The organism is Photorhabdus luminescens subsp. luminescens, assembly GCF_001083805.1.
Classification (GTDB): Bacteria; Pseudomonadota; Gammaproteobacteria; order Enterobacterales; family Enterobacteriaceae; genus Photorhabdus; species Photorhabdus luminescens.
In genome coordinates this window covers 230,424-254,532 of the sequence record NZ_JXSK01000006.1, presented here as the reverse complement: position 1 = coordinate 254,532, position 24,109 = coordinate 230,424, and the positions used below count along the sequence as shown (strand labels likewise).

The 24,109-nt window shown below is 40.8% G+C and carries 22 protein-coding genes and 1 pseudogene; 7 read left to right on the top strand and 16 right to left on the bottom strand.

All coding sequences use genetic code 11. The annotated features are described in order from the left end of the window. Positions 1–60: 60 nt before the first annotated feature. The 8 genes from TI10_RS15700 to lsrR all read right to left on the bottom strand — a co-directional run bounded on the left by TI10_RS15700 (position 61) and on the right by lsrR (position 10,556). Entirely contained in the window at positions 61–1,671 is a 1,611-nt protein-coding gene (locus TI10_RS15700; protein ID WP_049584353.1) for an AMP-binding protein, read from the bottom strand. A gap of 133 nt (positions 1,672–1,804) precedes the next feature. Beyond that, complete coding sequence (locus TI10_RS15695) at positions 1,805–2,830, bottom strand: MFS transporter (protein WP_049584352.1); 1,026 nt, start codon at positions 2,828–2,830, stop codon at positions 1,805–1,807. 19 nt (positions 2,831–2,849) lie between these two features. After that, positions 2,850–4,214 carry a Gfo/Idh/MocA family oxidoreductase gene (locus TI10_RS15690; RefSeq protein WP_049584351.1) on the bottom strand — a complete coding sequence of 455 codons (1,365 nt, stop codon included), beginning with the start codon at positions 4,212–4,214 and terminating at the stop codon, positions 2,850–2,852. Continuing rightward, positions 4,211–5,422 (bottom strand): citrate/2-methylcitrate synthase, encoded by a 1,212-nt coding sequence (locus TI10_RS15685; protein WP_049584350.1) that lies wholly within the window; start codon positions 5,420–5,422, stop codon positions 4,211–4,213. Before TI10_RS15685 ends, TI10_RS15690 begins: the two co-directional genes overlap by 4 nt. Before the next feature lie 161 nt (positions 5,423–5,583). Next, positions 5,584–7,050, bottom strand: coding sequence for a nucleotidyltransferase domain-containing protein (locus TI10_RS15680; RefSeq protein WP_049584349.1), 1,467 nt, complete (start codon positions 7,048–7,050; stop codon positions 5,584–5,586). 193 nt (positions 7,051–7,243) lie between these two features. Continuing rightward, entirely contained in the window at positions 7,244–7,546 is a 303-nt protein-coding gene (locus TI10_RS15675; RefSeq protein WP_049584348.1) for a hypothetical protein, read from the bottom strand. Positions 7,547–7,909: 363 nt separating this feature from the next. Next, the gene (gene lsrK, locus TI10_RS15670) at positions 7,910–9,502 is read right to left on the bottom strand and encodes an autoinducer-2 kinase (RefSeq protein WP_049584347.1); all 1,593 of its coding nucleotides are present in this window, start codon (positions 9,500–9,502) and stop codon (positions 7,910–7,912) included. Between the two features lie 88 nt (positions 9,503–9,590). Continuing rightward, entirely contained in the window at positions 9,591–10,556 is a 966-nt protein-coding gene (gene lsrR, locus TI10_RS15665) for a transcriptional regulator LsrR (RefSeq protein WP_049584346.1), read from the bottom strand. A gap of 392 nt (positions 10,557–10,948) precedes the next feature. On the opposite strand from lsrR, the gene lsrA reads away from it, so the two are divergent. From lsrA to lsrG, 6 genes are all read left to right on the top strand, one after another. After that, the gene (gene lsrA, locus TI10_RS15660; RefSeq protein ID WP_049584345.1) at positions 10,949–12,484 is read left to right on the top strand and encodes an autoinducer 2 ABC transporter ATP-binding protein LsrA; all 1,536 of its coding nucleotides are present in this window, start codon (positions 10,949–10,951) and stop codon (positions 12,482–12,484) included. Then, entirely contained in the window at positions 12,478–13,479 is a 1,002-nt protein-coding gene (gene lsrC, locus TI10_RS15655; RefSeq protein ID WP_049584344.1) for an autoinducer 2 ABC transporter permease LsrC, read from the top strand. The genes lsrA and lsrC overlap by 7 nt, the downstream gene beginning before the upstream one ends. Further along, positions 13,479–14,480, top strand: a complete 1,002-nt coding sequence (gene lsrD / locus TI10_RS15650) for an autoinducer 2 ABC transporter permease LsrD (RefSeq protein ID WP_049584343.1) — start codon at positions 13,479–13,481, stop codon at positions 14,478–14,480. The genes lsrC and lsrD overlap by 1 nt, the downstream gene beginning before the upstream one ends. 60 nt (positions 14,481–14,540) lie before the next feature. Then, entirely contained in the window at positions 14,541–15,560 is a 1,020-nt protein-coding gene (gene lsrB, locus TI10_RS15645) for an autoinducer 2 ABC transporter substrate-binding protein LsrB (protein ID WP_049584342.1), read from the top strand. Positions 15,561–15,627: 67 nt separating this feature from the next. Further along, positions 15,628–16,503 carry a 3-hydroxy-5-phosphonooxypentane-2,4-dione thiolase gene (lsrF, locus tag TI10_RS15640; RefSeq protein ID WP_011147358.1) on the top strand — a complete coding sequence of 292 codons (876 nt, stop codon included), beginning with the start codon at positions 15,628–15,630 and terminating at the stop codon, positions 16,501–16,503. Positions 16,504–16,514: 11 nt separating this feature from the next. Beyond that, positions 16,515–16,814 carry a (4S)-4-hydroxy-5-phosphonooxypentane-2,3-dione isomerase gene (lsrG, locus tag TI10_RS15635; RefSeq protein WP_049584341.1) on the top strand — a complete coding sequence of 100 codons (300 nt, stop codon included), beginning with the start codon at positions 16,515–16,517 and terminating at the stop codon, positions 16,812–16,814. A gap of 203 nt (positions 16,815–17,017) precedes the next feature. On the opposite strand, the gene TI10_RS15630 is transcribed toward lsrG, so the two are convergent. The 6 genes from TI10_RS15630 to TI10_RS24035 form a co-directional block, all read right to left on the bottom strand. Beyond that, a complete protein-coding gene (locus TI10_RS15630; RefSeq protein ID WP_049584340.1) occupies positions 17,018–17,422 on the bottom strand; it encodes a type II toxin-antitoxin system YafO family toxin in 405 nt (134 codons plus the stop codon). A gap of 2 nt (positions 17,423–17,424) precedes the next feature. After that, positions 17,425–17,604 carry a hypothetical protein gene (locus TI10_RS15625; RefSeq protein ID WP_049584339.1) on the bottom strand — a complete coding sequence of 60 codons (180 nt, stop codon included), beginning with the start codon at positions 17,602–17,604 and terminating at the stop codon, positions 17,425–17,427. Beyond that, on the bottom strand, positions 17,595–17,909 hold the full coding sequence (locus TI10_RS15620) for an antitoxin of toxin-antitoxin stability system (protein WP_049584338.1): 315 nt from the start codon (positions 17,907–17,909) through the stop codon (positions 17,595–17,597). The genes TI10_RS15625 and TI10_RS15620 overlap by 10 nt, the downstream gene beginning before the upstream one ends. A 355-nt stretch (positions 17,910–18,264) precedes the next feature. After that, the gene (locus tag TI10_RS15615) at positions 18,265–18,621 is read right to left on the bottom strand and encodes a hypothetical protein (protein ID WP_049584337.1); all 357 of its coding nucleotides are present in this window, start codon (positions 18,619–18,621) and stop codon (positions 18,265–18,267) included. Further along, entirely contained in the window at positions 18,614–18,967 is a 354-nt protein-coding gene (locus tag TI10_RS15610) for a hypothetical protein (protein ID WP_049584336.1), read from the bottom strand. Before TI10_RS15610 ends, TI10_RS15615 begins: the two co-directional genes overlap by 8 nt. Then, on the bottom strand, positions 18,957–19,739 hold the full coding sequence (locus tag TI10_RS24035; RefSeq protein ID WP_074525072.1) for a DUF4225 domain-containing protein: 783 nt from the start codon (positions 19,737–19,739) through the stop codon (positions 18,957–18,959). The genes TI10_RS15610 and TI10_RS24035 overlap by 11 nt, the downstream gene beginning before the upstream one ends. Before the next feature lie 745 nt (positions 19,740–20,484). Between TI10_RS24035 and TI10_RS24030 the strand changes: the two are divergent. Next, positions 20,485–20,880, top strand: a pseudogene (locus TI10_RS24030) (AraC family transcriptional regulator); the annotation flags it as partial. A 147-nt stretch (positions 20,881–21,027) separates the two neighbouring features. Here TI10_RS24030 and yfcD read toward each other — a convergent pair. Next, on the bottom strand, positions 21,028–21,579 hold the full coding sequence (gene yfcD / locus TI10_RS15595; RefSeq protein WP_049584334.1) for an NUDIX hydrolase YfcD: 552 nt from the start codon (positions 21,577–21,579) through the stop codon (positions 21,028–21,030). 307 nt (positions 21,580–21,886) lie between these two features. Next, a complete protein-coding gene (locus TI10_RS15590) occupies positions 21,887–23,764 on the bottom strand; it encodes a lipase family protein (RefSeq protein WP_049584333.1) in 1,878 nt (625 codons plus the stop codon). Positions 23,765–24,109: the final 345 nt, after the last annotated feature.

The following is a 24,109-nucleotide window of genomic DNA, read 5'->3' as shown; positions in this document are numbered from 1 at the left end:
AAGAATCCCATTAAGGGCGTTGGCTATATAATCATAATACGAGATCCCAACATCGGGATCTCAGGAATTACTAATCAATTGTCTCAATTGCTCTTTTATGATTTTTCCACTTGCATTTCTAGGTAAGGTTAAAAAAGTATATCCCTTAGGACGCTTATACCGTGCTATTACCGTACAAATATAATTATTCAATTCATACTCTGTAACAGATGAAGTTTCTTCGAGCTCTATAAATGCATACGGTACTTCACCCCAATGTGAATCTGGCTTTGCTACAACGGCGGCAGCTAAAACACCGGGATAGTTTGACAGTACATTTTCTAGTTCCAGACTAGAAATATTCTCACCACCAGAAATAATAATATCTTTTTTTCTGTCTATAATTCTAATATAGCCGTCATCTTCAACGACAGCCAAATCCCCCGTAAAAAGCCATTTACTTGCTGTATCAAAAGTCACATGCCGATCTGGATCATAAGATGCAACCATATTTCCACGAATTACAAGTTCACCAACAGTCTTTCCATCAAAAGGCACCTGTAGTCCCGTATTTTCCTCAAGAACACAAACTTGACCTTGCAAATTTGAGACAATGCCCTGACGCATCCTTTTGGATATTCTTACAGATTTAGGGAGTTTCTCCCAATCGCTCTTTTCTTCACACACAACAACAGGCCCATATGTCTCAGTCATACCATATACTTGTGTTACTGCTATTCCAATGGAATCTAATAGAGAAAACATCATCTCTGTAGGAGGCGCACCTGCAACTAATCCATGAATTTTCTCCTCAAAATGCAGCCCTTGTTTCCGAGCAATAGTCCCTAGTGCGCAATGGACAATAGGCGCTCCACAATAATGTGTTACCTTATGTTTCTGCATTAACAATACCGCTTCTTCTGCGTCAAACTTACGCATACAGATGTGCGTACCTCCTCGAGCGGTAATAGCCCACGGAAAACACCACCCGTTACAGTGAAACATTGGTAACGTCCATAAAAATATCGGTTGCTTTGGTATATCCCAATCCAAAACATTAGAAACGGCATTGAGAAACACGCCACGGTGAGAATAAACAATAAGTTTAGGTTGTCCACTTGTTCCTGAAGTTACATTTATGCTGATCGCTTGTTGTTCATCGCGCAGAGAAAAAGACAACTCTCCCAATTTGTGCGTAGTTATCAGCGATTCATATTGAATAAATTCTCGGTCAAAAATTGATTCCGAAATGACTACACCATCCACATCAACAACAATTATCTTTACTTGTTTGTCTAGGGAAACATCATCTAACAGTGAAATAAAGGTTCTATCAATGAACAATACCTTAGGATTAAGTTTTTTAAATATAAAATTTAAAGTATTTGAGTCCGTTCGAGTACTGAGCGCATTCAAAATACCACCTGCCATTGGAACTGCAAAATGTAATTCAAGAAGTTCGTGTATATTGGGTAGAAGCGCAGACACCACTGTTTCTTTACAAACGCCAATTTTTTTCAGAGCTATTGCAAGCCTTTCACACCGAGATGCATATTGGCTCCAAGTCCAACAATATTCTCCATCTATTACAGCAATATCATCTCCGTTACTCAGTACTGCTCGTCTTAGAAATGAAATAGGGGAAAGTGCGACACCATCATATTCACTTAAGAAGGAATTAGAACAAATCATATTTTTCACTCCCTTTTTTATATACTCTAAAAGCGATTAATATCATGATAAGAAGCAATATAGCGTCGATAACAATTGGTGCATCGATTCCGCCAAATTGCTGAGCATATGGTGTTACAGCTTGGCCGATCGCTTAAGCTAAAAATGTGCTTGTGCCCAAGAATCCATAAATTGCAGGAATTTGTTCAACAGGATAAGTCTTCGATATAAACTGATGAAAGGCAGTGAAATAAATGGTACTACCAAGCCCCCCCAATAGTAACATTATCCAAAGACCTAAGTGAGCTGATATCAAAAGAGCACCGCTCGGTTGCAAAAACAAAAGTACAAGAGAGATGACAAATCGTACCTTTAAAGCTGTTTTTCGTAACAGCTTACGCAATGGTAAAACCAAAAAACCTCCCGCAGCTGCAATAGCAAACGAATAGCCAACCTCTGTTGGGCTGAATCCACTAGCATATACAGCAAAGATAGGCCATGAGGCTAACCATAAACCAAGACACATAAATTCTAGATGGTGAACCAGGAGTAGCCTCCAATTACGACTAAAGAGCTGAGCGTACGTTATCCGAATATGTTCACGGCTATGATTGTCAGTAGATGTGATAGTAGTTTTTTGGGGCAATATTATCAGACACAAGGAATACAGAATTGCTGAGAATAAGAAAACACTATAAAGGTCAAACTTCGCAACGATAATCCCACCAGCCATTGGACCTGCTAAACGCCCAGCATTTTGGGAAATAACATAGCTATCATTCACCGACTCAAAATTCGGAGATTGGGAAAATCTATTAAGCTGTGTTCGCCAGGAGATAATGAATCCTGAAAAAAAAGCCCCTTCCAGCAGCCTAGAACACAATAGTAAACTAACAGGGTTGCTAAAAAGGAATAAACAGATGCTACAAGACATAAGTCCAATTAATGCACCGGCATATACCTGTAAACAGTTTTTAGGCGAGATAAATTGCCCCATAATAGGCTGGAATACCATTCTTCCAATAGCAGTTCCCGATAGGAAGACGGCTGCTTGTGTTGTGGAAAAATTCGTCGTTTCTACAAGCAAAGGTATATAACCCACGGCCGCAGTAGCTGCGGCCCAAAAAAGGAAACCTTGAACAAATGTAGTAAAAGGTAGCAGATCTAATTTTCCGTTCATAACTCGGCCTCTACTTGAGCTATTGAGGAACTATGTTTGTCTTAGAGACCTGTTCATAAACCGCAGCAAGCAATGCAACTGAATTTTCGTGAGTTGATAACTCTGAGTTCGCATCTCCACCACTTAAAAAATCGCGAAGCTGCTCTTTTCTTGCGTGGACATTCAAGCCCGCGCATAGAGGGAGGCTTGGATTTAACTGTGATAGATCTTTGCGGTTGATTCGTAACACAGTCTGTTCCCCCCTCCGGGTAAACATTGGGTGGGTAGCAATCGTTATGCTGAAATCTTCCGGTATCGTGTCACCTTCTGTCAATTTCCGGAAAGAATTCGATACGATACTAATTGAGCAAAAGCGCCCCAAGTGAATATTTACGATTTCCTGTCGTATTCGTCCATCGCTTGGAATACTATCCGGCATTATCCTTCCAGTTAAGGTTGTTTCCATCAAATCCATACTGAAAAACATTCGATGTTGAATACCTTGGGAATAATTTCCTATTACTGAAAAGTCTAATTCACCATAGTCCGACAATTGGCGTGCAATTTGATCTTGACTTTTATCCTCTTTCTTAAGGGCATGTGAATAAGTCGTAAATGGTAGAGCTTCCGCCAGAGCATTTGGGCGTACTACCATTGTTTTGACATGTGGTTTCAAGAGGTCTATATCCTGTATTTTTTTATTGTAGAGTGCAAAGCGAGCAACCAGATCTAAATAATGATACCCAGAATAAAATAATACTCCATAACCGTATTTAAGCGGATGGTTTTCCAAATTGAGCATTTCCGATGGAATTACCCACCACCCGCCACCAAAATGAACATGCATTGATGTGATAGGTATTTGGAATGAACTCATGAATTCAGTTAAAAACTTTTCCACATATCTATATCCAAATTGCATTCGACGTTCACAACTGATTACAAATCTACTGTTGGTTTTTCTCGAAGCAGTCAATAGTTCTGCGAAATCTACTATTAAATTTTCCGCGTTTGATGAATAAGGAGCGGTTATTGGTTTATCCATGAACACGTTCAATCCATTTTCAGCTGCCCATAAAGCATATACTTTATGAGCTTTTGGTTCAGTACTCACTATAACAGCATCAGCTTGATGGGCTTCTGGAATTGCAGAAAGTAACCTGTAAATTTCGTCTGAATCTGGATAATTTCTGTATTGTTCATCAAGAAATAAGTATGCTCTGGGCTTTAATCCTTTCTCATCTAATGCACAGCGAATTTTCATTTCTCGGCATTTCAAGTCAACTATAAGCATAACCTCAATGGTATCGCGGTACTCCAACAGAACATCTAAATATCTATTTAAAAAATGAGGACCACATCCAAATACGATTAATTTCCGTACTAGTTTATGCTTTGTTTTCATAAATATAGCTCCTGTGGTCGCAGAATTGGCGCTTTACTGTCAATACTGTCATAGTAATGAGCCAACCAACCAGCAGCACGGCTAAAGCAAAGGAGAGCAGTATTCATGTGCGACTTGAAACCAGCTCTACGAAGTAGCAACCCATTAAATAGATCCGGGTTTGGGTATAATCCCCGTTGCGAAAAATACGGCCTTTTCGATACTTCCGATGCAAGTTCCTGTGAAATATTTACATAGGAAGAAATAACATCGAATTTTGCCTTCTGTTTGATAAGAATATCGCTCATGTAAGAAGCTCGAGGGTCTGGTTGTTTGTAAATTCGATGGCCAAATCCCATAAGACGTTGCTTTCTTTCTACTAGTTCATCAATAAAAGTACTAATATTTTCAGAATTGTCATGTATATCATCGATCATTAAACCAACTTTCTCACTCGCACCTCCATGAAGAGGGCCGCTAAATGCGCAAATACCCGCAGCTACAGCATTAAATGGATCTGCGCCGGAACTTGCTACAGCTCTAACGGTTGCAGTTGAGCAATTCAGACCATGTTCTGCATGAAGAATTAAAAACTTGTTTAGCATTTCTTCTGCGATCTCGTCGCATGGTTGCCCAAAGCATGTTGCTAAAAAGTTTGCAGAGAAACGACGTTCAGTATCGAAAAAAGTTTTAAATACAGGTTCGGATATAGCATATTTTTGAACATATATAGCAATAGCAGCAGCTATTACTGCCAAAATAGATGCAGTAATTATCAGACGTTCGTCCTTTATTTTTACAGAACGGTCAACAAGCCATTTACCCTGCGAAGATAGGACTGCAATTGCAAGGAAATCAGTGGGAGTAGTATCTAATATTACAGGTGTTAACTTTTCAATATGCTCGAGTGCTGATAGGTAATTATTATGGAGCATATCCAAAAACTCTTCACTTCCTTCTGAATTTAGTTCCCCTGTAATCAGAAGATACACAACATCACTAAAAGAATAGTTATTTGCTAGATCTCGAACATTATGGCCTCTGTACTCAAGCTTCAACTCTTTTTCATCGATTCGACCTATATTACTTCTACAGATGGCTGTTTGCATTAAACCTTCATCAAGTATCTTCATCTTTATTTTTCGATTTGGCTTGAGAATAATCTGGTCTGATAATTGTTGTACTTCAAAAAACTCGTTAATTGATCTTGCCAATATTTTAGACGTCATACTTTATTCCTCGTAATAATATATGTGCATTAAACTGACACATTAGTGTAAATAGAATTACAATAATTAAATTATTGCACTAGCTAATGACTATGTTTAGATACGAATTAATATTTTATCCATCGTAATATTCTTAGCTGAAATAACCAGAATCATTCCGTCTATGAAATTGACTTCTCGACCTGTACCATATGTAATCTCTCTGTCACTATTTCACATGCGTCAAGTAATAAATAGAATAAGTTTTCTAATTCAGTTCGACTTCCAATAAGCAATTTTTGCTTTAACGTGTTCTCACATTCTTTTAGGTTTTGCGTATATTTAATAATGTCAGTGAGAATTTCATTGTCTCTGTAGTATTCCAAAACCTGCGTTTTCTTAGTTGGATAGAAACCACTTTTTAGGATTTGCAAAGGGCGTAAACAACCATGATCTGTGAGTTTCATCATCAGTCCGAGCATATAATGTGCCCGATGTCCATATGTACCAGAAATCAGATAAGAACGAGCTATTTGCCTTATAGTAAATAGATTGTTAATAAGGCCATACATATCATCTTTCAATGACGGTTTCATTTCTAAAGCAAGATTACCATAGACACGCTTAGTTCCATTGATGAGCGCATATGTTCTGAAACCAGGATATTGATGAACATTCGATGCACTATATACGGAGATGGATAAATCCTTGAACCTGGATTGTGTTAAGCGGATTGCTTCAAGAATAACGGTATCGACTTCATCCACGATAGCGATAGAGTCTATATCTGAACCACTTCGCATATCACCTCGGGCAGCACTACCATGAAGATAAAAGGCTAATAATCTATCTCCAATAAACTGCTTTAAGAGAATAATTACTTGATCAATGAGAGGCTGTAATGAAAGAGAATCGTCGACTTTACCGCGTGCCGGCACAATACGTGTCTCTGGGTACAAATGCTGTAATAACGTCGAATAATACTCCGCGATTCCACTTAACCGTGCCGCAGCATCACGAAAAACATTAATATCGGACAAAAGTTCTTCTTCGAACTTTTGCCAAGATACATTGCAAGTGATCAACCAATTAAGGTCTTCTATTGGCGCTTTCAAAACATACGCGCTATCTTTGTTAATATAGGATAGCTCCGTTGATTCAAGCAGACGATATAGCCCCAATTCGGCGTAACGCATTGCCCAACCAAACTGGCGTACTCCCCAAACGTGAGTTTTTGGCGTCAAGTTTCTGAGGTAATAAAGACGCGCAATATGGGCAACGCTAAAGACTGCTTGTCTATATATATCAAGATTCCCTTTGATATCAGGGAGTACCACATCACCGATTTTTTCCGACCGTAAGAGCCAAGGATTCTTAGTAAATTGCCACATACAATGAGGCGGATAATACGATAACTCACTAATAGTAAGATAATTTAGGGTAAACTCAAAAAACTCCGCCTGAAGGTATCTTAGTGATGTAATGCAATCTGTGACTAAATTGTCAGCTACAATCACATAGAAATACCTCACACACCGAGAAGAATAATCAGGTTGGCGGAGATATGAATCAGTTTCCACAATACCAAGGAGATTCTCGCCAAAAACTTCTAATGCGGACTGAATAAAATAGTCAGATCTTGCGTCCATATAAATTTACCCTAATAAGTAATCAAGTCTATAAATCATGAATCGAATTAAGCTATATGTTTTAGTAGGTCATAATCGTAAACAACAGGGATCTCAATTAAAAACGGTTCATTAAGAAGATATGCTTGTTCCAAGACTTCCGGAAGTTCTTCTGGGTTCTGGAGTAAAGCAGATTTCATACCATTAGCATTCGCTAATAGATGAAATTGCCCCCCAAATAGTTGCTGATTATCTTCATAATCCTGGGAATATCAGTCGTTCCAAGCTTAATACTAATTGCTTTGCGCTCATCGAAAATCTCTTTAAGCTCTTTATGCTTTTGAGATAAACCTTGGTTCCTCACAGTATAAACATTCCAGAGATAACTCAATGACTGCTCAATATTACCTAGACAATTCACTTTTGGCTGAAAAATTTCTTCCATCGGAACATCAAAACTATTTATTACAATAGTATCCTTATTACAGCCCCACAAAGATGGTTTTATACCCGTCATCTTTCAAGTTGCCTCTTTGTTGGCTGCGCTCACTCACCCCGGTCACATAGTTATCTATGCTCCCGGGGATTCGCTCCCTTGCCGTCGCGATGCATCTTGAAATCCATTGGGTATAGATCTTCTCCATAGTCGTAACCGATTAAAATAAGAAGCTCAACATCGTCGAAAAGGTCTGATATAACTGACCGACGATACATTCCATCAAGATATTTATTCAATCTACGGATAAATTAATAAAAAAATCAATTCTTAATGACAATTGTCTTTAAGAATTGTGATTCAGACATAAAAATATTTGGTGCACAAGGCGTATATCAGCGCAAGCACACCCAACAAACCATCAGCAAATCAACCGGCTGAAAGTTATAACCCCGGCGCCTTCCACAATGAAGTTGTCAAACCATGATCGACCAACGTTAATTGATCGGCATATATCGCCTGCCAGTCCTGTTTAGCCTTTTGATACACTTCATAATGTTCAGGATTTGGCTGATATTCATGTTGCCAACGCACCAGCTTTTCCCCGGTAGTCCCCATTGCATCATAAAGCCCCACCCCCACTCCGGCAGCGATTGCACACCCTAAAGCGGTCGATTCTTTAACCATCGGCACCCGAACCGGCAACCCTGTCACATCAGATAAAATCTGGCTCCACAGTTTTCCTTTTGAACCCCCACCAGCGAATACCAGTGAATCTGGCTTCACCGCTGAAAAGGCAGCAATTAGATCCAGATTGCAGGCCGAGACAATCGCTGCGTTCTCTTCCAACGCACGAAACAGGGTCGCTTTATTGCATTTTTCAGGATCAATGGAAAGGTTAATAAAGGAAGGCGCGGCGTGATACCAAGCTTTAAACCGCATCACATCAGAGAAAATTGGCATGATACCGTAAGCGCCTGCCGGAACTCTGGCCGCCATATCTTCCAGTAAGCTATAAGTATCAACGCCAAGACGCTCCGCCAACAGCTTTTCTTCCGCGCAAAATGCATCCCTAAACCAACGCATAGTTAAGCCAGTAAAGAAACTAATGGACTCCGCCTGAACCATACCGGGAATAACATGAGGATTTATCCGTGTATTCATATTTGGGTCAGTGACCGGCGCCGGCAAATTGACAACCTGCTGCCAAAATGTGCCACCGATAACCGCAGTCTGAGCAGGTTTGACAACCCCTAAACCAAGACAACCAAGTTGTACGTCACCACCACCCATAATGACCGGGGTGCCAACATTCAGTCCGCATTGCGCAGCGGCTTTCTCCGTGATGTAGCCTAACAAGGTACCGGTCTCTTTTACCGGCGAAAGAATATCAGAACGTAATCCTGCCATTTCAAGTAAATCGGGACGCCAGCCACGGCTCACCAGATCCAGCATACCTGTCGTACCAGCATTGGAGGGATCGACAGCCAATTCACCACTGAGCATATTTGCCAGCCAATCGCTGATCATAGTTAAAGCCGCTGCCTGACGATAGATATCCGGGCGATGATGAGCAAGCCATAACAGACGAGGCATTGCTCCCAACGCTAATGTTTGCCCTGAACACTGATAAACATCATATTCAAAAGTATTGTCATACAGCGCCTTCAATTCACTCACTTCATGGCTGGAGCGCGCATCCACATTAGCGCAAGCCCAGATCGGCTCGCCATTGCGGTTATAAAGCACAATGCCTTCCCGCATGGAACAGGATGCCACCCCCTGAATAGCACTGGCGGGCAATTGCGCGGTTTTCAGCGCCTGACGAATACATTGGCATGCAAGTTGCCAGTTCGTCGCTAAATCAAACTCCATTGAACCCGGTACATCAGGTACAGGCTGATGTATCCATTCAGCCTGCCCTGCGGCGATCTGATTCCCTTCAAGATCAAATATCACTGCACGAACACTCCCTGTTCCTGCATCAAGCGCCATCAGATATTTTCCCGATGGATTAGCACTACGGCGTTGATTCATGATGCTATCCTCAGTTTAATTACTTTTTGAACTTATAGCTTTACCTCAAATTTTTTCTGCTTATTTCACGGATAGAGTCAATACAGGTTCAGCGCAGCAAATTCAACATTGCTTTGGCAGTCTGCTCTTCAGTCACCAACCCATTGATATATTGACCATTCAGCGCAGCAATAATGGCTTCGGCTTTCTCTTCCCCTCCCGCAACGCCAATCACGGTTGGGATGGTCTTTAGTTCTGACATGGAGATGCCAATTAGCTCCTGATGAATCTGCATATCCTCCACCAGTTCGCCATCAGTACGCATAAAATAGCCAAGAATATCGCCCACAGCGCCTTTCCGACCAAACATTAGCTGTTCGCCACCACTGATATAACCAGAACGCATAATTGTCGCCTGCTGTTTCTGATTCACTGCGCCAATACCAACGATAGCAATATCAGCCGCACAAGCCGCCAGCAAAACATCACGGACACTGCTCTCCTGACGGAATGTTTCAGCAACTTGAGCCGTCGAAGCACGTAATGGGGCGGGAATAATACTGATTGAACAAGCTGCATCCAGTTGACCGATCCCAGTCATATAAGGACCGACGCCACCGGATAATGTGACTAACCTGATTTGTTGTGATGAGATAAAGCCACTTAAATGTTGCAATGTGCACATGGTGGTTTCACCAAATCCCACAGCCAATAGTTGCTGCGGTTCAATCAATGCCATCAGCAAATGTGCCGCGCCAACCCCCAATCTGGCATTAAGATTCATATTCGCCAGTGCAGGTAAAACGCGCACCTGTTTCAAAGAGAAATGTTTTTGCAGGGTATCTTCCAGCTCCAAACACCCCTCATAACGAGAGTTAATTTGTACCCGAATGACACCTGATTGCCGCCCTTTCTCCAGTAATCTGGAGACTTTTAACCGGCTCAAACCAAGCAAATCGCCGATGTCGCCTTGTGTCAGGCCATCGTGATAGTAAAACCATGCAATACGCGCAAGCAGCTCTTCTTCACTCATGCTATTACCCGGATAGGTGTCCTCAGACGATATACCCGTCATCTTTCAAGTTGCCTCTTTGTTGGCTGCACTCGCTCACCCCGGTCACATAGTTCCCTATGCTCCCGGGGATTCGCTCCCTTGCCGTCGCGATCCATCTTGAAATCCATAGGGTATATATTTTTCTCTTTAGCTGATTTTTCTTTCACTGATTTTATCGACATAACCACTTTCTTTTATCCGCACTCAACAGATAACCATTAAAACGTATAACACGCCAGAGTCTTACTGCAAAAATTTGAACACAATGCAATGAATATGCAAATTTTTCACAAAATGTGATCTAAATATTGCCAATATCACAATTTAACAGCTACCATGTTGAACAATTGTTTTTTAAATATATAAATGTTCATTTTGTTTGCCTCCGCACCTGTATGTAAGAGGATGCCGCGATGTTACATAACAACACCGCAGTACCACCACTATTAGAAGTCAGTGGCATCAGTAAGCAATTTTCCGGCGTAATGGTACTGAAACATATTGATTTTACTCTGCTTCCGGGGCAGATACATGCTCTGTTAGGGGGTAATGGCGCAGGCAAATCAACACTTATGAAGATTATTGCCGGTATCGAACAACCGGATAAAGGCATTCTCAAGATTAGTGGTCATCATGTTAGCCATCTTAATCCCACTAAAGCCCATCAACTCGGTATTTATCTGATACCACAAGAACCATTGCTATTTCCGAATTTGTCTGTACAGGAAAACATCCTGTTTCGTTTGCCAAAGCATCAGGTAGATAAGTCTAAAATGAAACAGCTACTGGCATTACTTGGCTGTCAATTAGATCTACATGTCAGCGCTAGCAGCCTTAATGTTGCCGATCAGCAACTGGTCGAAATTATGCGTGGCCTGATGCGTAATTCGAAAATTTTAATCCTTGATGAACCTACCGCCTCCCTGACGCCCGCAGAAACCGAACGCCTATTTACCCAACTCCGCGAGTTACAACAGCAAGGCGTCGGTATCATTTTTATTTCTCACAAAATCCCTGAAATATACCAATTAGCGGGTCAGGTCAGTGTCATGCGTGACGGTAGTATTGCTTTAAGTGGCGAAATTCGCGATTACACAACTGATGAAATTATTCAGGCCATTACACCAGTCGCGAAAAATCAACCATTAAATGGCACCCAAAAATTAGGTCTGGATCTCAGCAATAGCCCGTCTCAGACAGCATCAGATCGACCAATACTGACAGTCACAAAACTAAGCGGCGAAGGTTTCTGCAATATTACCTTCTCCGTAAAACCTGGTGAAATTCTTGGCTTGGCCGGGGTCGTTGGCGCAGGCCGTACAGAACTGGCTGAAACACTTTATGGCCTGCGCCCTGCAATATCCGGTGAAATCAAGTTAAAACAACATTCTGTTAATGGGCTAAAAACCGCTCAACGTCTGGCTCAGGGGCTGGTTTATTTGCCGGAAGATCGGCAGTCATCAGGATTATTTCTCGACTCATCACTCGGCTGGAATATCTGCTCATTAACCCACAACCGCAATACATTCTGGATACGCCCTGCCTATGACACCGCGGTACTTGAACGCTATTGCCAAACCCTAAATATTAAATTCAGCCATATCAACCAACCGATCAAAACGCTATCCGGCGGTAATCAACAAAAAATTCTGATTGCTAAATGCCTGGAAGCTCACCCCGCCGTCCTTATTATTGATGAACCTACACGTGGTGTAGATGTCGCGGCACGCAATGATATTTACCAACTGATTCGTCATATCGCCCAACAACAAGTGGCTATTATTTTTATTTCATCGGATCTGGACGAAGTCGTTCGCATGGCTGATCGGGTATTAGTCATGCATCAGGGAGAAATCAATGGCGAATTAACCAAGCAACAGATGGATGTTGACACCATTATGCATATCGCTTTCGGCGAACATAAACCACAACAGGCGGCATCATGTTGAAACTTATCCAGAATAACCGCGAAATCACCGCATTGATTGCCATTCTTTGCCTATTTGGCTTACTCAGTGTTATCGACCACCAATATTTTAGCTTACAAACTGTCACCCTTGTTTTCAGCAGTGCACAGATCCTTATCTTGCTTGCCATAGGGGCAACCCTAGTTATGCTGACTCGCAATATTGATGTTTCTGTCGGCTCCATTGCCGGCTTGTGCGCAGTGATTATGGGAATGTCATTGAATGCCGGCTTTAACCTGCCGGTTTCCTGCTTGTTGACTCTTCTGCTCGGTATGTGTGCCGGGTTTATCAATGGCGCACTGGTCACTTGGTTGAAAATTCCCGCGATTGTTACCACTCTCGGCACGTTGGGACTTTACCGTGGACTGATGTTATTACTTACTGACGGTAAATGGATTGAAGGCTTACCGGACGAATTAAAGCGCCTTTCCGCACCTTTATGGCTCAATATCTCACCTATCGGCTGGCTGTTAATGATCCTGATATTAGCAATGGCGTGGATACTGGCAAAAACCACTTTTGGCCGGAATTTTTACGCCACAGGAGACAACCTGCAAGGCGCTCGTCAACTGGGCGTCCGTACAGATAGCATTCAAATTATTGCCTTCTCTGTAAATGGCATCATGGCAGCGCTGGCCGGGATTGTTTTTGCTTCCCAGATTGGTTTTATCCCAAATCAGACCGGCAGTGGGCTGGAAATGAGAGCTATCGCAGCTTGCGTGCTAGGCGGTATCAGTCTGCTTGGCGGCACTGGTACCGTAATCGGCGCTATTTTAGGCGCATTTTTCCTGACACAGATAAACAGTGGCTTAGTACTGCTAAAACTCCCTGCCTGGTGGAACGATTTTATTGCCGGATTTGTTCTGCTGGCGGTGTTGATTTTTGATGGCCGCCTTCGTTGCGCCATCGAAAAAAATATCCGCCAACAAAAATATGCCCGTTTCCTCAAAAATGACAAAAGTAATCAGGTGACATAATGAATATCGGTCAACGTTATGGCTGGGAATTCACCTTAGCCGCATTACTGATTATTGAAATTCTGCTGTTTGGCATAGCAAATTCGCGCATGCTGGATATCAATATATTGTTGCTCAGTACCAGTGATTTTATCTGTATCGGGATTGTGGCCTTGCCACTGACGATGGTTATTGTGAGTGGCGGTATCGATATTTCATTCGGCTCAACCATTGGTCTGTGCGCAATATCGCTCGGAGTGATGAATCAGGCTGGGATTCCAATGGCCGCCGCTATTCCTTTGACGCTACTGGTCGGTGCAATATGTGGAGTAATCAATGCGGCTCTCATTTTATATACCGGCATTAACCCATTGGTTATCACACTCGGCACCCTATATCTGTTCGGCGGCAGTGCCTTACTGCTTTCCGGCATCTCCGGCGCAACCGGGTACGAAGGCATTGGCGGCTTTCCACAAGCATTGACTGATTTCGCTAATTTGACTTTGTTCGGGCTGCCTATGCCATTAATGCTATTTCTACTCTGCGTCCTTATTTGCTGGCTGTTCATGCATCGTACACACAGTGGACGCAACATTTTTCTGATTGGGCAAAGCAGTAAAGTTGCCCGTTACGCGGCAATTCCCATTGCCCGAACACTGTATCTTCTCTATACCCTGACCGGCATAGCTTCTGCTATCGCCGCTATTGTATTAGTTTCCTATTTTGGATCAGCACGCTCTGACCTTGGAGCGTCATTTCTAATGCCGGCAATCACCGCGGTAGTATTGGGTGGCGCCAATATTTACGGTGGTTCAGGTTCAATCATCGGCACCGCGCTAGCTATATTATTAATTGGTTATTTACAACAGGGGTTACAGATGGCTGGCGTTCCCAATCAGGTATCCAGCGCTCTCGCCGGCGCCCTGTTGATTATTGCCGTGGTAGGACGTTCCATCAGCCTGCACCACCACCAAATCCGTGACTGGATACAGCGATGGCGAAATCAGAGATTGTCTTCATAAACCTACAGATTGAATTTTATGACATTACAGTCCTCTGAAACCCAACAAATGGAGAGAGTAATGAAAACATTAATCCTGAAAAAACTGGCTCTAATTAGCCTACTAAGCCTGGCTTGCGCCTCTTGGGTACACGCCGCCGAAAGAATCGCTTTTATCCCTAAACTGGTCGGTGTCGGCTTTTTTACCAGTGGCGGCCAAGGTGCCGTAGCCGCCGGGAAAGCCTTAGGCGTCAATGTTACCTATGATGGGCCAACAGAACCCAGTGTTGCCGGCCAAGTCCAACTTATCAACAACTTCGTAAACCAAGGCTATAACGCTATTGTGGTCTCTGCGGTTTCACCGGATGGCCTATGTCCCGCGTTAAAACGGGCCATGAAACGGGGAGTGAAAATTCTAACCTGGGATTCAGACACTTCGCCGGAATGCCGTTCAATTTATATTAACCAAGGAACACCAGACCAACTGGGCGGAATGCTGGTGGATATGGCCGCCAATCAGGTGCAAAAAAAGCAAGCCAAAGTCGCGTTTTTCTACTCCAGCCCAACGGTAACTGACCAAAACCAATGGGTAAAAGAAGCCAAAGATAAAATTGCGGCGGAACATCCAGATTGGGAAATTGTCACGACTCAGTTTGGCTATAACGATGCAACCAAATCCTTACAAACCGCAGAAGGGATCTTAAAAGCCTGGAGTGATCTGGACGCCATTATTGCCCCGGATGCCAACGCCCTGCCAGCCGCGGCACAAGCGGCAGAAAATCTGAAACGACAAAATGTTGCAATTGTGGGTTTCAGTACCCCCAATGTCATGCGCCCTTATGTTGAACGCGGAACTGTCAAGCAATTCGGGCTATGGGATGTCGTCAACCAAGGCAAAATATCAATTTATATCGCCAATGAATTACTCAAGAAAGGTGATTTAAATGTCGGCGATAAATTGGATATTCCCGATATTGGCATTGTTGAAGTTGTACCAAACCGCGTTCAGGGTTACCGCTATGAAGCCAAAGGAAACGGTATTGTTGTTCTGCCTGAACGGGTCATTTTCACCAAAGACAATATCAATCAATACAATTTCTAATACTACGGCCCAGCAATTCTGCCACGCATGGTTGCTGGCCCAATGTAAGTGAGTTAGGAGAAGAAAAATGGCAGATTTAGATGATATTAAAGACGGTAAAGATTTTGGTATTGATATCCCGCAAAAGAACAGCCTGTTCGAACTGAAAGGTTGCGGCGCACTGGATTGGGGAATGCAATCACGACTTTCACGCATTTTTAATCCTAAAACTAATCGAACGGTTATGTTGGCTTTCGACCACGGTTATTTTCAGGGGCCAACAACCGGGCTTGAACGCATCGATATCAATATCGCTCCACTGTTTCCCCATACCGATGTCTTAATGTGTACCCGCGGTATTCTGCGTAGCCAGGTTCCACCCGCGACCAACAAACCTGTGGTCTTGCGTGCTTCCGGCGCCAACTCGATTCTGACAGAGCTATCCAATGAGGCGGTCGCGGTTGCGATGGAAGATGCTTTACGCCTGAATGTCTGTGCAGTAGCCGCTCAGGTTTATATCGGCTCTGAATATGAGCATCAGTCAATTAAGAATATTATCAAATTAGTCGATCAGGGAATGCGTTACGGTATGCCGACGATGGCAGTCACCGGCGTTGGGAAAGATATGGTTCGGGATCAACGTTATTTTTCTCTGGCGACGCGCATCGCGGCCGAAATGGGCGCGCAAATTATTAAAACTTACTATGTCGATACAGGCTTTGAGCGTATTGCCAGTGGATGCCCGGTTCCTATTGTCATTGCCGGTGGTAAAAAGCTGCCAGAAAAAGAGGCGCTGGAAATGTGTTATCAGGCAATTGATCAAGGGGCTGCCGGTGTTGATATGGGACGTAATATATTCCAATCCGAAGCACCGGTTGCCATGTTAAAAGCAGTTCAAGCCGTCGTACACCAGAATGAGAATGCCAGCAAAGCTTACGAGTTATTTTTAAGTGAAAAACAATAAGGAGGATCAAAATGCACGTAACTCTGGTTGAAATTAATGTGAAGCAAGATAAATTAGATGAATTTATTGAAGTTTTTCGCCTTAATCATCTGGGATCAATTAAAGAAGAAGGCAATTTACGTTTTGATGTATTACGGGATGAAAATATCCCTACCCGCTTTTATATTTATGAAGCCTATGTTGATGAAAAAGCGGCTTACGCACACAAACAAACTCCTCATTATCTGAAATGTGTTGAACAACTTGACTTTCTGATGTCTGAACCAAGGAAAAAGAGATCGTTTATTGGTGTGATGCCAGAAATAAAATAAATAAAACGTTTCAATATAACGATAAAATACAACATCGTTTAAATAATTAAATTACCCGGGACAGAATACCCTGCCCGGGGATTCTATCCCCGTATCACTCTTAATATCTCATAACCAAGAGCAACATTGCTTCCATCTGGTGTATCAGTAAAATCAATCAAAAATAAATCCTAATAGAGAATCAAGCTTGAAGCTCAACAAAATTAAAATTTTTCCCTGAAGCGTTCAGCAATCTTTTCAAGCTCGTTCATTAACTCAATGTCTCTGTCAGTTCCCACTATGTCATTAGGTTCATTGTGATTCCAGTGCTTAATAATCGCAATTAACAAATAGATACTTGGGTCAAAGAACCCAAAACAGTAAACTAAAACATAATTACTCGTTCGTCTAAATTGCACCAGCTTGAGTGAAAAACCACTTTCTCTATAATGCAAGTGTTGCAACTCAAGGTAAGAACGGTTATTCGTGAACTTATAGGGAACATCCCGACCAAAGGTAATGGGCAAACCTTTTCCTTCTTTGTAGGCTTTGAAGTCATCAACCAAGGCTTTGGTTTTTTGTTCGCCCAAAACATCTTTCAAATCGCTGTATGTAAATATCCTTACCACCGTTAAATTCCCTTTTTCTTGGTCAGCGACTCCACCATTTTATCTGCAACTTTTTTCATCTCACGTTCATTAAGATGAAAGTTGCCGGTAACTGAAAATACTCCTTGTTCATCAAACTCACAGATCACTAGTGGCTTTCCTTGCCCTTTCTTAGAAAAAATTTGTATGCTTTTTATGACCATTCTTCGTAGTCTCCAGTGGAGCCATGTTTGAATTTCGTTGCCATCTTGGTAGCAATCTGATTCATATCCAAATCTTCACCAGTAAAATTAGCTGGAATGTTTTTTAACTCAGTTGTCCCTCGCTGAGCAAACTCAACAAAATTAATAATCTCTTCATACATATGTGCAGGCACAGCATAGAACTGGATCTGATTGTTTGATGAGACAGCAATAGCATCCCCTTGGGCTTCCGCCAAAGCCGCACTAGGATTGGATTTGAACTTGCTTATGGGTATGGTGTAACCACACATAACCTTCTGTAACATATAAACACCTCCATTTAACATAGTCACATATAGATCTAAATTTAGGTCAGATTATAGCCCTATATTTGGAGACCACCAACATTTTGTTGGCTGTAGACAACAATTTTATCACCGTCTAGCAAGCAATCCTTTCCTACATTTTGTAGTTACCGTTCACTCTGAATATGCGCACGTATTGATTAAACACTCGCCTATAGTGCGATTATTGGCCCGAATCAATTACCATAAGGCAGACATATATTGCCATTTGCAAAATGAATGTATTGACCTACAAAACGATTACAACAAACTTTATCTTCCAAGAATTTAGATAAACTTGAAAATAAATTTCACTCTGTAATCCATTAAATAAATATTAATCCTTTTCTTTTTCTTTTTCTTTTTCTTTTTCTTTTTCTTCACTATAAGGTTTACCCATAGTAAGAAGACAAGAATATGCAATTGCAAAAAACAAAGCACCAAACCGGATTGAGCTATAATCATAAATATTAAAATAATGTGGAAATATATATACCAGTACACCACCATTTACAGCAATATTATGCTGTACAGTATTAACAACCACAAAAATAACAGTAAAAAGTACCGCTCTAATATAACCCCTTACATATCCCCTCAGCTTAAACAGTACAATAAGCACGAAAATAGATATTGCGTAATAAATAATTACAAAAAAGATATTATAATTGGATAATGTCATACTATCACTCATTTTCTTCACCATTGTTTCTGCTTTTCCTTTCCTCACTATAGGGTTTATCCATAATAAGAAGACAAGGATATAAAAATACAAAAACCCAAGCACCATACTTAATTGAATCATAATCGTAAATACTAAAATAATGTGGTAATATATATACCAGCACACCACCATTTACACAAATACTATATTGAGCAGTACTAACAACCACAACAATAACAGTAAAAAACACCTCTCGAATATAGCCCCTTACATATCCCCTCAGCTTAAACAGTACAATAAGCACGAAAATAGATATTGCGTAATAAATAATTACAAAAAAGACATTATAATAGGATAACGTCACATCATCGTTCATTTTTCTCACCTTTAGAAATCGAATAAATACTGAATCCAGTCACACCATCACCGAAAAGTTCAGCAAGCAAAGGTATTTTCCCCATCTCCTGCCACCCTCTGATGTAATCAGTTTTTATATACCTAAATAAACGAAAAGTTCCGGGCCTCACAACAGATCTTGCCATTGCATATCCAGACACCCCCAGATCTACGTAGCCGTAAATTTTATCACCATCAGCTTCACTATAACCCAGTGTTTTAGCTGCATCACGATAAACATTTCTTACCGGACCAGAAGCCTCTTTTCTTAATAACAGATAATACCCATTCTCATAAACGTTATTTCCTCCTTGCACCAACAATGGAACACCAAAACCCGCACACGCTGCACCAAGAGAAGCTACACATATGCCAATACCTGCAAAGATTTGAGAGCCACCACTCACAAAACCAACTTGTTTCAAAATTAAATTGGTTGTCTCATGCTCTTTTTCTTTTTTTTCTTTTTGAACAATCATATATAGCTTGCTATCATTTATTAACAGGTCAAGCTCCTGTCTCCTCAGATTATCTATTTCATCTTGCAGGATTGCAATACCACCATCAACAGATAAGCAATTTGTACCTATCTCATAATTAACCGTTCTGATTAGTTCATTTATTTCGAAAATGAAACGACTGCTGCTTCTAACATCATAAAGATATCTAAAATTAAGCCTGGATGATATCTCATGTAGTTCTTTAATTTTTAGCTCTAAATTATGCCAACTTTGTCTTGATGAACACACCATGTTAAACCTCTAAACTCGTTAATTTTGACTCATACGATCCTCAAACAATGCGATAACCATTCCATGATCCTGTCCAAAAGAACGCTGTAAGCCCTGAACCTTAGAATGCTGATTATAAATTCCAATGGATGGCCGTTATATAAAAAGGCTGCCATCCATTGCTGAATCAGATAGCTATGATTTAGTCCCACATAATCCTAATTCCTAACAACATTCAGCTTAACTCAAACCCAATTTATCATTGATTTAAGACGAAATAGCCCCATTGATTGGCTCCCTCATAACCAAATAACAACAGCTAATAAGGCACTCCAATATCGAGAAATGCTTTTATCATAACGGATACCCATTAAATCACAATAATAGAACAACAAATAGTCTTTTCTTCCCCAAACACTTAATTTCTTAAACACTAGCCATCATTAAAACCCAATTTTATTCTTTAGACTCTTTAAATGCTATCTGTTATTCAAACCTAATAATCATATCCCCGTAGAGTTTTTTATCCCTAAAGAATCCGGTTATTTTTATTAACAAGATCAAGAGGTTTAAAATCTTCATGCTCTTTTTACTATTTAATGCGTTTTAAATTCATTGCCCTGCTATGTGCTATTATTTTCTTCCTTACACGATTAGAATTTCATTTGAAATAACGTTTCCTACATCGGCTTAATGCAAAAGTCAGCAATATCAGTCAGGCAATGTTTCTTATATTCAGGCATAGTGCTCTCTAATTGGAGGATGCAATGCAACAGCCGCACGTTTTATCGAATGGCGTAAAACTACAGGACTGTCGCCAGTTACCAGCAATCAAACCTACGGTATTGCTCCACACGATCCGGCAACGATAAAAGGAGAAGATTTCCACTTTGATATTTGCGGCACAGTAGAAGCGCCAATCCAAGAGGATAATCTGTTCGGAGTGATCAACGGCACCATACCCGGTGGCCGTTGTGCCGTAGCTCGCCATTATGGTTCACATGATTCTTTATCGGAGAGTGCTCGGTATTTGTATCGCGACTGGCTACCTGCCAGCGGAGAGGAACTGCGCGATTTCCCACTGTACTTTCATTACCTTAACTTCGTACATGAAGTCGCTACACACGAATTACTAACGGATATTTATTTGCCACTTAAATAGAATAGTACTTGTACCACTATACGCATATTTTACGACACGTTAATTGGAGGATAGCGCCAGCCATCCTCCAGCTCTTCATCAATAAGAATGTACAACATCATTAATTTTTACTCAGATTGATTTAGATAATTCTTTATTGGACTATTCTCATTTTTTCCTATTGATAATAATTTCATCAAAATCGTTATTACGTGTCAGCCATAGAGAAAGCGCTTTCAACGAATCAGGGGTGAATTCATCGCAACGGGCGGTTATCTCCTCCGGTGTCAACCAACACACATCATCAATTTCCGCTTCCTGTAAAGCAAACGGACCATGACTGATGCAACTAAATAATGCGCCACAAATGCGGCAATCCTCTGCTTCATAATAAAAACTACCATGTTCTGCAAAAGGCACACCGGCAATACCTAACTCCTCTTCTGCTTCGCGCCGGGCAGAATCCAGCATATTTTCACCCGTCAACACCACACCGCCCGCAGTCGCGTCCAGTTTTCCCGGATAAAAATCTTTAGTTATTGTACGATGTTGAACCAAAATCTTTCCCATGCCGTTGTGAACGACAATATAAGTCGCACGGTGTCGTAAACGTTGGGCACGCATTTGCCGACGCGTAGCCTGAGCAATGACTTCATTATTTTCATTAACGATATCGATCCACTCAACACTCACTACGTTCTCTTGATTCTCTTGTTCCATCTTCAAAAACCTTTTTTTATTAGCAGAAAATTGCAAATCTACAAAATGTTTATTCTACTGAAAACAACCAAATCGGTAAGGACTCTATGAAGTTATTCGTTTCGGACGACTCATGCAACCTTTTCGCTAATAATGATAACAGGGTTGATAGCTTCATCTTATCAACCCTGAAAATTAGAAAAGAGAATCTTAACCATCTCCCGTCCATATTCCTCATTATGACGGCATTATTTTCTGGCGTTCTATTTATTTGGTTATAAATGTCTATTTATTAATCTTAATATTTAATTTATTCACCTCTGTTTCATCATAACTCTTTCTCAATCCGCGTAGCAATATTGGTATAACGTGTTAAAGCCAAAGTACCCCGTTTATCTTGCAAAGTATCAATAAGTGCTAGCTCTAATTGATCATCCATATTCAAAAACAGTGTATTACGTTGCCTAATATCAGGAATAACATCATTCCTTTCATCCATTGTTTCTTTAAATAATTTCTTCTGATCACGATAAAAGTAATATTTATCGGAAACAAACAGCTCTGCAATTCGATCACCAATATAATGAATATATCTAAGCATGCGGTGGTCAGGCACACCCAAGGCATATTTTAAGGTCGGGTTTGCATTACGTGGAAACCATTTCTCCCTATCAGCATCGCTTATCTGTTTGAAAAACTCTTTTTGAATCTCCAATGCTTGCTTCATATTATCTTCCGTTTGATGATTCAATGACGGAATCAAATACAATTTCGCCATGACAGGCAATACCTCTGTAAGCCGTATACAGTTATTTAAATCCTTCTCTTTTAAAGTTTCAATAATAAGATCAGCTTTATAAAAGTGAACTATTTTCCCATGATGTAAGAAAACTTCGTAACCTTTCGTTAAACCTAATAATTCAATAGTACTAAATAGATAACCCAACGGCCCCCAATAATCATAAAGCCAGTTATCCAAGTCTTTTTCCGGCGGCGTAGAGGTAACCAGATCATTTTCATTCACATGTCGGTAATGCGTAATATCCTCTAATTCTTTTACCGCACTACGGGTTAATGTCCGTGGCATTCCATAACTATACAAGCAAGGATCATATTTTTTCAGTTGGGCACTATGCAATAGCCCTAAAGCGCCCCCTAAACTATGCCCACAAACAAATAAGTTCCGGTTTTTAACTAAATCAATAACTTTATCAAACATATTTTTATCAGAACCGGGAGCTTTTAATTGACCAATAAGATTAAATGCCTCCCAAAAACCCCGATGAACCTTACCATTATTAATAAAACCACTGCATACACCTCCTGGCTCGCAACCCAATTTTAATGGTTGATACATAATATCAGTGAGAGCGTCATTGACACTCGCCGTTCCCCGCCAGCTAACAATAATTTCCTGTTGATTAGCGACATAAAATAATTCCGTATCTCCTATCCCACTTTCACCCGCTTTTGAATCAATAAATACAACATCAGTGTAACGTTCACGAAATGGTACATCATAAACAATGGGAGTACGCGCTATTTTTTCCACCTTACTAGGCAATTGAGATATATCCAGCATTTGTCGGTTAAAAAAATGAGTAATAGAACCGGTTATATCGACATTATCATCAAAATATGACAGCAATCCCATTAATGCCAAATTATAAGCATTCACCAAGGAATAATCTTTCTGATGATGTAACAATAGTACCCACGCACGAAACGGACATACTTCCAAAACATACCGGCAGTTTGTTGAGAGAACACGAAAACCTTTCGGTATCGGGTCCGGGAAATGATAACGTGGCGGTTTCTCTTCTATCCATTTATCAATTACAGGCAAGCCATCACTTATCTGTCCAATCGTCACATAACGGTATTGATGACCTTCCGTTTCTGCTTTTGGTTTGACAACTGACGCCCCAATACTGCGTTTTTCCCGTAATGGACGCTGTTCCATTTCATCAGCTAATGGTTGAGCACTGATATATAACGTTACCGCATCAGATGATAAGTTTTCTTCCCTAAGCAATCCTTGATTATTCGTCACACCTTTACGTTCATCTCGAAACCTCCCGCTACTTATCAGACGATAAGGCATATTCACTAATGGATTACCTTGTTCATCAACTAATTGAAACTCCACCCAATTTTCTGTAATTTTTTGGCTATCAATAATGCTGCCCAGGCATAATTCGCTCATAATTATTATTTTCCTTTTTTTATTCTGGAATATTAATTCGACGCTTATTATTAGGTCGATACACCAATAATAGTGGGAGAGAAAATTCATTCACTCAAGTCTGTAATTGTAATAAAATTCAACAAATGCAAAACGAATATAATTATGAAAAACACAAGGTAAAAAATGGCAACCAAATAACAATGCAGATCATTGATTTATTTAATTTCACAAATAATAAATCCACAAAAAATAAAAAACACAAACTTATTAACCTGACACAGAATTATTATCACCACAAAACACAAGAAATAATGGTTTGATTTACATGAGGAAAGCATTATCCTTACTAACTATCATGATTAA

Bases quoted from the DNA above. Each gene is read 5' to 3' on its own strand.
- TI10_RS15700 (WP_049584353.1), bottom strand. From the start codon at position 1,671: ATGATTTGTTCTAATTCCTTCTTAAGTGAATATGATGGTGTCGCACTT.
- TI10_RS15695 (WP_049584352.1), bottom strand. From the start codon at position 2,830: ATGAACGGAAAATTAGATCTGCTACCTTTTACTACATTTGTTCAAGGT.
- TI10_RS15690 (WP_049584351.1), bottom strand. From the start codon at position 4,214: ATGAAAACAAAGCATAAACTAGTACGGAAATTAATCGTATTTGGATGT.
- TI10_RS15685 (WP_049584350.1), bottom strand. From the start codon at position 5,422: ATGACGTCTAAAATATTGGCAAGATCAATTAACGAGTTTTTTGAAGTA.
- TI10_RS15680 (WP_049584349.1), bottom strand. From the start codon at position 7,050: ATGGACGCAAGATCTGACTATTTTATTCAGTCCGCATTAGAAGTTTTT.
- TI10_RS15675 (WP_049584348.1), bottom strand. From the start codon at position 7,546: ATGACGGGTATAAAACCATCTTTGTGGGGCTGTAATAAGGATACTATT.
- lsrK (WP_049584347.1), bottom strand. From the start codon at position 9,502: ATGAATCAACGCCGTAGTGCTAATCCATCGGGAAAATATCTGATGGCG.
- lsrR (WP_049584346.1), bottom strand. From the start codon at position 10,556: ATGACGGGTATATCGTCTGAGGACACCTATCCGGGTAATAGCATGAGT.
- lsrA (WP_049584345.1), top strand. From the start codon at position 10,949: ATGTTACATAACAACACCGCAGTACCACCACTATTAGAAGTCAGTGGC.
- lsrC (WP_049584344.1), top strand. From the start codon at position 12,478: ATGTTGAAACTTATCCAGAATAACCGCGAAATCACCGCATTGATTGCC.
- lsrD (WP_049584343.1), top strand. From the start codon at position 13,479: ATGAATATCGGTCAACGTTATGGCTGGGAATTCACCTTAGCCGCATTA.
- lsrB (WP_049584342.1), top strand. From the start codon at position 14,541: ATGAAAACATTAATCCTGAAAAAACTGGCTCTAATTAGCCTACTAAGC.
- lsrF (WP_011147358.1), top strand. From the start codon at position 15,628: ATGGCAGATTTAGATGATATTAAAGACGGTAAAGATTTTGGTATTGAT.
- lsrG (WP_049584341.1), top strand. From the start codon at position 16,515: ATGCACGTAACTCTGGTTGAAATTAATGTGAAGCAAGATAAATTAGAT.
- TI10_RS15625 (WP_049584339.1), bottom strand. From the start codon at position 17,604: ATGGTCATAAAAAGCATACAAATTTTTTCTAAGAAAGGGCAAGGAAAG.
- TI10_RS15620 (WP_049584338.1), bottom strand. From the start codon at position 17,909: ATGTTACAGAAGGTTATGTGTGGTTACACCATACCCATAAGCAAGTTC.
- TI10_RS15615 (WP_049584337.1), bottom strand. From the start codon at position 18,621: ATGAGTGATAGTATGACATTATCCAATTATAATATCTTTTTTGTAATT.
- TI10_RS15610 (WP_049584336.1), bottom strand. From the start codon at position 18,967: ATGAACGATGATGTGACGTTATCCTATTATAATGTCTTTTTTGTAATT.
- TI10_RS24035 (WP_074525072.1), bottom strand. From the start codon at position 19,739: ATGGTGTGTTCATCAAGACAAAGTTGGCATAATTTAGAGCTAAAAATT.
- yfcD (WP_049584334.1), bottom strand. From the start codon at position 21,579: ATGGAACAAGAGAATCAAGAGAACGTAGTGAGTGTTGAGTGGATCGAT.
- TI10_RS15590 (WP_049584333.1), bottom strand. From the start codon at position 23,764: ATGAGCGAATTATGCCTGGGCAGCATTATTGATAGCCAAAAAATTACA.